This window comes from Vibrio sp. V08_P9A1T1 (genome assembly GCF_963874405.1).
In the GTDB taxonomy this organism is placed as follows: domain Bacteria; phylum Pseudomonadota; class Gammaproteobacteria; order Enterobacterales; family Vibrionaceae; genus Vibrio; species Vibrio anguillarum.
The window spans coordinates 62,513-69,552 of sequence record NZ_CAWNIB010000111.1 but is presented as its reverse complement, the minus strand read 5'-3'; the positions used below and the strand labels follow the sequence as shown (position 1 = coordinate 69,552).

The window sequence follows — 7,040 nt, the reverse complement described above, 5'->3', positions numbered from 1 at the left end:
ACATAAGCAAGGCTCTTCCAGACTATGTTCTATCTATACTTTTGCAGTTTGTAATGCTGAAAAAATCAGCGTTGTTGTCGTTAATTAATCACAAGTACATCATTGATAAACTGCCGAAAAAGTAACGAATCATTTATCTATAAAAGCATTCCGTATTATGACTGAACAATATAATGCTGGGGCCATTGAAGTTCTTAATGGCTTAGAACCAGTACGTCGCCGACCTGGGATGTATACGGACACCGCGCGACCTAACCATTTAGGCCAAGAAGTTATCGATAACAGTGTCGATGAAGCGCTAGCCGGATATGCCTCCAAGGTACAAGTTATTCTCCACGCAGATCAATCACTTGAAGTGATCGATGATGGGCGTGGTATGCCTGTTGATATTCACCCTGAAGAGAAAATATCAGGCGTTGAGCTTATCTTCTGTAAATTGCATGCGGGTGGTAAGTTTTCAAACAAAAGCTACCAGTTCTCCGGTGGTTTACATGGGGTAGGTATTTCCGTAGTGAATGCCCTATCCAAGCGTGTGGAAGTGACCGTTCGCCGTGATGGGCAAATCTATGAAATGGCGTTTGAGCACGGTAATAAAGTCGAGGAATTGACAGTAACTGGCACCTGTGGTCGTCGCAATAAAGGGACCAGTGTCCACTTTTGGCCCGATACCAGCTACTTTGATTCGCCTAACTTTTCAGTGACTCGCCTAATCAATAATTTGCGCGCTAAAGCGGTACTTTGCCCGGGGCTCGAGATCACCTTTAGTGATAAGGTTAACAATCTTGAGCACCGTTGGTACTACGAAGACGGCCTAAAAGATTATCTCGCAGAAGGCGTAAAGGGTTACACCTTATTGCCCGAAGAGCCATTTACGGGTGAGTTTGTCGCTGAAACTGAAGCGGCCAACTGGGCAGTGATTTGGCTACCTGAAGGTGGTGAGATGATCACTGAAAGCTATGTTAACTTAATCCCGACCGCACAAGGTGGTACGCACGTTAACGGCTTACGCCAAGGGTTGCTCGATGCGATGCGTGAATTCTGTGAATTCCGCAACCTGTTGCCGCGTGGCGTTAAGTTAACTGGTGAAGATGTCTTTGACCGCTGTTCTTATGTGTTGTCGGTTAAGATGCAAGACCCACAGTTTGCAGGGCAAACCAAAGAGCGCCTTTCTTCACGTCAAACCGCGGCTTTTGTTTCAGGTGTGATAAAAGACTCCTTTAGTTTATGGCTGAATGAAAAACCACAACTCGCTGAATTACTTGCCGAAGTGTGCATTGCCAATGCGCATCGCCGCATGCGAGCCAGCAAAAAAGTGGTACGGAAAAAAATCGCATCGGGCCCCGCGCTCCCCGGTAAATTGACCGACTGTTCAGTGCAAGACCTGAGCCGCACGGAAATCTTCTTTGTCGAAGGGGATTCAGCAGGTGGCAGTGCTAAGCAAGCGCGCGATCGCGAATTTCAGGCGGTTATGCCACTGCGTGGGAAAATTTTAAATACGTGGGAAGTGTCGGCAGACCAAGTGCTGGCTTCACAAGAAGTGCATGATATCTCTGTTGCGCTTGGGATTGATCCTGATAACGACGATCTCGATGGATTGCGTTACGGTAAAATCTGCATTCTCGCGGATGCTGACTCTGATGGTTTACATATTGCCACCTTGCTTTGTGCCTTATTTACCAAACATTTCCGAGCATTAGTCAAAGCGGGTCATATTTTTGTTGCGATGCCTCCTTTGTATCGGATCGACTGCGGCAAAGAGGTCTTTTATGCACTCGATGATGCTGAAAAAGAGGGCATTTTAGAGCGACTTAGCCAGAAAAAAGCCAAAATCAACGTCCAGCGATTTAAAGGTTTGGGTGAAATGAATCCGCTTCAATTGCGTGAAACAACGATGGATCCAAACACGCGCCGCTTGGTTCAACTGACCATTGATGATGCTGAAGCAACGGATGAGATGATGGACATGTTGCTAGGTAAAAAGCGTGCAGATGACCGCCGCGCATGGTTGCAACGTTATGGCGATATGGCAGAGGTGCAATAAATGTCAACTGAAATAACCTTTGATGGTGTTGAGAAACTGCCGCTGCGTAAGTTCACTGAAGACGCCTATCTCAATTATTCGATGTACGTCATCATGGACCGCGCACTGCCTTATATTGGCGATGGTTTAAAACCGGTACAGCGACGTATTATTTATGCGATGTCGGAGCTTGGACTCTCGGCGTCAGCCAAGTACAAAAAATCAGCGCGTACCGTTGGTGACGTGCTCGGTAAATACCACCCGCACGGTGATTCGGCCTGTTACGAAGCGATGGTATTAATGGCACAACCCTTTTCTTACCGCTATCCACTGGTGGATGGTCAAGGTAACTGGGGTGCTCCGGACGATCCAAAATCCTTCGCGGCGATGCGTTATACCGAAGCGAAACTGTCTAAATTCGCTGAAGTTTTACTGGGTGAGCTTGGACAAGGCAACGTTGATTGGCAGCCTAACTTTGATGGCACAATGCAAGAACCACAAATGCTGCCGGCGCGTTTACCTCATATTTTGCTCAATGGCGTCACGGGAATTGCGGTGGGCATGGCGACCGATATTCCGCCACATAATGTGCGCGAAATTGCCGATGCGACGATTCACCTGATCGATAACCCGGAAGCGCAACTGCACGATGTGATGCAGTACGTGCAAGGGCCAGATTATCCGACCGAAGCGGAAATCATTTCACCTAGAATTGAAATTGAGAAAATATATCGCTCAGGTCGCGGCAGTATCAAAATGCGCGCGGTTTGGCATAAAGAGGGGAGTGATGTTGTGATCACAGCATTACCTCATCAAGTCTCAGGCGCTAAATTGCTCGAACAAATCGCTAACCAAATGCGCGCGAAGAAATTGCCAATGGTTGAAGATTTACGCGATGAATCGGATCACGAGAACCCTACGCGTATTGTTATTGTGCCGCGTTCTAACCGCGTAGATTGTGACTTGTTGATGAGCCACTTGTTCGCATCAACCGATCTAGAGAAAAGCTTCCGTGTTAACTTGAACATGATTGGCTTAAACAATCGTCCTGAAGTGAAAGGTTTAGTGACCATTCTTTCTGAGTGGATTGAGTTTCGTCGCACCACGGTTCGCCGCCGCTTACAGTACCGTCTTGATAAAGTCATGGCGCGTTTGCACATCTTGGAAGGTTTGCTCATTGCTTATCTGAATATTGATGAAGTGATTGAAATCATTCGTACTGAAGATGAACCTAAAGCGGTACTGATGGCCCGTTTTGGTATTAGTGCTATTCAAGCCGATGCGATTTTAGATACCAAACTTCGCCACTTAGCCAAACTTGAAGAGATGAAGATTCGTGGTGAGCAAGATGAGCTTGCCAAAGAGCGCGAAAAATTAGAGCAATTGCTTGGTTCTGAGCGTCGCTTGAACACCTTGTTGAAGAAAGAGATCAAAGCGGATGCTGAGAAGTACGGTGATGATCGCCGTTCACCACTGATTGAGCGTGCTGAATCTAAAGCCTTGACTGAGCGTGACCTTGTGCCAAGTGAAGCGATCACCGTTGTGCTTTCGGAAAAAGGCTGGGTACGTCATGCCAAAGGGCATGATGTGGATTGCCAAAGTTTGAGCTATAAATCCGGCGATCAGTATTTGGCTCATGCTTGTGGTAAGAGCAATCAACAGGTCGTATTCTTGGGTAGCGATGGTCGAAGTTATTCGCTTGAAGCCCACTCGCTACCTTCGGCGCGCAGCCAAGGTGAGCCGATTACGGGTCGTCTCAACATCACAGAGGGCTCGTCTATTCGCCAAGTAGTGATGGGGGAAGAGGATCAACTCTGGTTAGTGGGCTCTGATGCCGGTTATGGTTTTGTGTGTAAAGGTGGTGAACTGCTGTCGAAAAACCGTAGTGGTAAAGCCTTAGTTAATTTGCCTGAGAACTCAGAGGTAATGACGCCGCAGGCCATCGGTAATTTGGAGTCTGATGACATTTTAGCGATCACGAATCAGGGCCGAATGTTGCTATTCCCAATCAAAGATTTACCACAGCTAACCAAAGGCAAAGGCAACAAAATAATCAATATTCCTGCGGCTAAGTCCAAAGAGCGTGAAGAGTTTGTGTCACACTTAATCTCCTTGCCTCAAGGATCGGCTATTACGCTCTATGCCGGCAAACGCAAACTTGGTTTAAAAGCCAGCGATCTAGAAAACTTCCGTGGTGAGCGTGGACGTCGAGGTAGCTTACTGCCGAGAGGGCTACAACGTGTTACTGCGATTGAGATTGAATCAGAACTTAGTGATTCAGATCTTGAGCAAGAGTAAAAGTCTATAAATAAAAGCCCCCTTCGTGAGTTGGGGGCTTTTTTATGTCTCTTTGTTTTTGGTGGCTTAGTTTATTCGCGTAGGTCTTCAACAATTGTCACGGGAAGTTTCATCTCTTCACCTTTACGTAAGATGAGCACATCGACAACGGTACCTGGGCGCAAGTCAGTGACAATTTCCATCACACTCTTGCGACCATTAATTTTTTTACCGCCAATTTTTAGAATAATGTCTCGCTCTTTAAAACCAGCCGTTTCCGCAGGGCCATTGGGGTCAATGCCCAACACAACTATGCCGCCAATATGTTCACTGCCAAGTAAGCGAGATGTTACTGGAGTAATATCTTGCCCATCAATACCGATATAGCCGCGAATCACGCGTCCATCAGCAATGATTTTTTCCATAATGGTGTTGGCTAATTTGTAAGGAATCGCGAATGATATACCATCGGTTTTCATTTCAGTTGCTTGTTGAAACGAAGCCGTGTTAATACCTACGAGCTCTCCTTGAGTGTTGACCAAAGCTCCACCGGAATTGCCTTCATTAATGGCCGCATCAGTTTGGATGAAAGCTTGACGTCCATCGGTACTGACTGATGAACGTTCAGTGGCAGAAATGATACCAAAAGTAGTGGTTTGTCCAAGGTTGTATGGATTGCCAATGGCCAGTACCACATCGCCAACTTTCACCGAGTAATTGGGATTTTGTGGAATAACGGGAAGGTTCGTTCCTTCGATTCGCAAAATTGCGATATCCGTGCGTCGATCTTTGCCTACTAATTGCGCGGCTGCGAGACGGCCATCTTGTAAGGCCGCTACGATTTGGTCGGCTTGGGCTACTACGTGATAGTTAGTAATGATGTACCCTTTCTCGCTCACAATCACACCAGAACCTAACCCTTGAATCGACAGTTTACTGCGATCGCTTTCGGTGTATTTTTGATTGTAAATATTGACTACAGCAGGTGCGGCGCGGCGAACGGCTTGGTTAAACGAAATTTGCAAAGAGAGCGCATTGGGAGACTCTTCGGCCGCGATTTGCGGGAGAACATTTGAACGTAGCGAGGGAACCGCTAGTAAAATAACAACAGCAGCGAGAAGCCCAAGCCCCACTGAACGAAGTAAAAAGTTAAGCATATCTTCCCCAAACAAAACCCGCTATATACTCAGCTTATTTTACACCTGAGCTTGAGAGAGGAAGAATAGCACTACATGATTGAATAAGAAAAGGGCAGCATTCAAATGCTGCCCTGATCGCTCCACAAGCGATTCTCACTAATTAGCGAATAACCAAGTAAATGGTTCTATCACCTCGTTGGATATTCAGCGCAAGTATGCTCGGCTTTTTCTCCAAAATTTCGCGTAATTGTGCGAGGTTTTTCACTCGTTGGCGGTTAACACCAATGATGATGTCCTCTTTTTGTAGTTGATACGCTTCTGCCGCTGACCCTTTCTCTATAGCAGTCACTTTAACGCCAGCGATTGGGTCTTGATCCGTCGTATTGGTTAGTGCCGCACCAGTCAACCCCGAGTGCAGTTGCTCTGCTTTGGTTGTGGTGTTGTTTTCACTCAAGGTTACGTCGAAGGTTTTGCTTTTACCATCGCGGATAACATCGATTGTGATTTTTTTACCTGCACCTAATGTTGCCACTTTGGCTCTTAATTCATTGAAGGTAGAAACGTTTTTTCCATTAATAGCTGTGATGACATCACCCGCTTTGATCCCTGCTTTATCGGCGGCGCTATCTTTGATAACTTGGCTAACAAACGCCCCTTTACTTGACTCATAGCCTAGCGCTTCAGCCAGTTCAGAGGTTATTTCACCCCCTTGAACGCCGAGCACGCCACGTTTTACCTCACCAAATTCTAAGATCTGTTCGGTCAAGTTTTTCATCATATTTGATGGTATTGCAAAACCTATCCCAACGTTGCCACCATTCGGCCCAAGAATCGCGGTATTAATCCCAATCAATTCACCATTGAGATTGACTAAGGCACCACCAGAGTTGCCACTGTTAATCGCGGCATCGGTCTGAATAAAGTTCTCAAAGTTTTCAAGATTAAGTCCACTTCGTCCTAGCGCAGAAACAATGCCGGAAGTCACCGTTTGACCAAGACCAAACGGGTTCCCGATCGCGACAGTGAAATCACCTACACGCAGTTTGTCTGAATCTGCGATACGAATTTGGGTTAAATTTTTTGCTTTTTTGAGTTTGATCAGCGCGACATCGGACATTTTATCGCCACCGACGAGCTCCGCATCGTATTCTCGGCCGTCGTATAGTTTGACGCGAATCTTATCAGCACCATCGATGACGTGATAATTAGTCACAACATAGCCTTTGTCTGCGTCAGTAATGACACCAGAGCCTAATGCTCTAAATGGCCGCTCTTGCGATTGGTCGATTGGGAAGTCAGGACCAAAGAAAAATCGAAACTGCTCGGGTAAACGTTGATGGGAGACTTGAGTTCCCTCAACTGAGATACTCACAACCGCCGGGGTCACTTGCTCTAGCATCGGTGCTAAGCTCGGCAATGGCTCACCACTGACAGAAAAGGGTAGCGCTGCCATTGCGGGTAGTGGGGTGATGATTGAACTTAAACTTAACGATAGAGCGGTTAAAAGAAGTAAAGGTTTTTTCATCATAAGCTCCTTTGGAATAACTGTGTTCGAAGTTTAATATTTGTACGAAAGACAAAACTTCAACACTCTCGTGAGGTTT

4 protein-coding genes are annotated in these 7,040 nt (G+C 46.4%); 2 read left to right on the top strand and 2 right to left on the bottom strand.

Annotation, left to right across the window (positions count from 1 at the left end):
* Window positions 1-157 precede the first annotated feature (157 nt).
* Complete coding sequence (gene parE, locus AACT21_RS05870) at window positions 158-2,041, top strand: DNA topoisomerase IV subunit B (RefSeq protein WP_017042666.1); 1,884 nt, start codon at window positions 158-160, stop codon at window positions 2,039-2,041.
* Window positions 2,042-4,318 (top strand): DNA topoisomerase IV subunit A, encoded by a 2,277-nt coding sequence (parC, locus tag AACT21_RS05865; RefSeq protein ID WP_094163234.1) that lies wholly within the window; start codon window positions 2,042-2,044, stop codon window positions 4,316-4,318.
* A gap of 71 nt (window positions 4,319-4,389) precedes the next feature.
* Here parC and degS read toward each other — a convergent pair whose 3' ends face one another.
* Both degS and AACT21_RS05855 read right to left on the bottom strand, forming a co-directional pair.
* Window positions 4,390-5,454: an outer membrane-stress sensor serine endopeptidase DegS gene (gene degS, locus AACT21_RS05860; RefSeq protein ID WP_094163233.1), complete on the bottom strand. Its 1,065-nt coding sequence runs from the start codon at window positions 5,452-5,454 to the stop codon at window positions 4,390-4,392.
* Window positions 5,455-5,596: 142 nt separating this feature from the next.
* Window positions 5,597-6,961: a Do family serine endopeptidase gene (locus tag AACT21_RS05855; protein WP_026027948.1), complete on the bottom strand. Its 1,365-nt coding sequence runs from the start codon at window positions 6,959-6,961 to the stop codon at window positions 5,597-5,599.
* Between the last annotated feature and the right edge of the window lie 79 nt (window positions 6,962-7,040).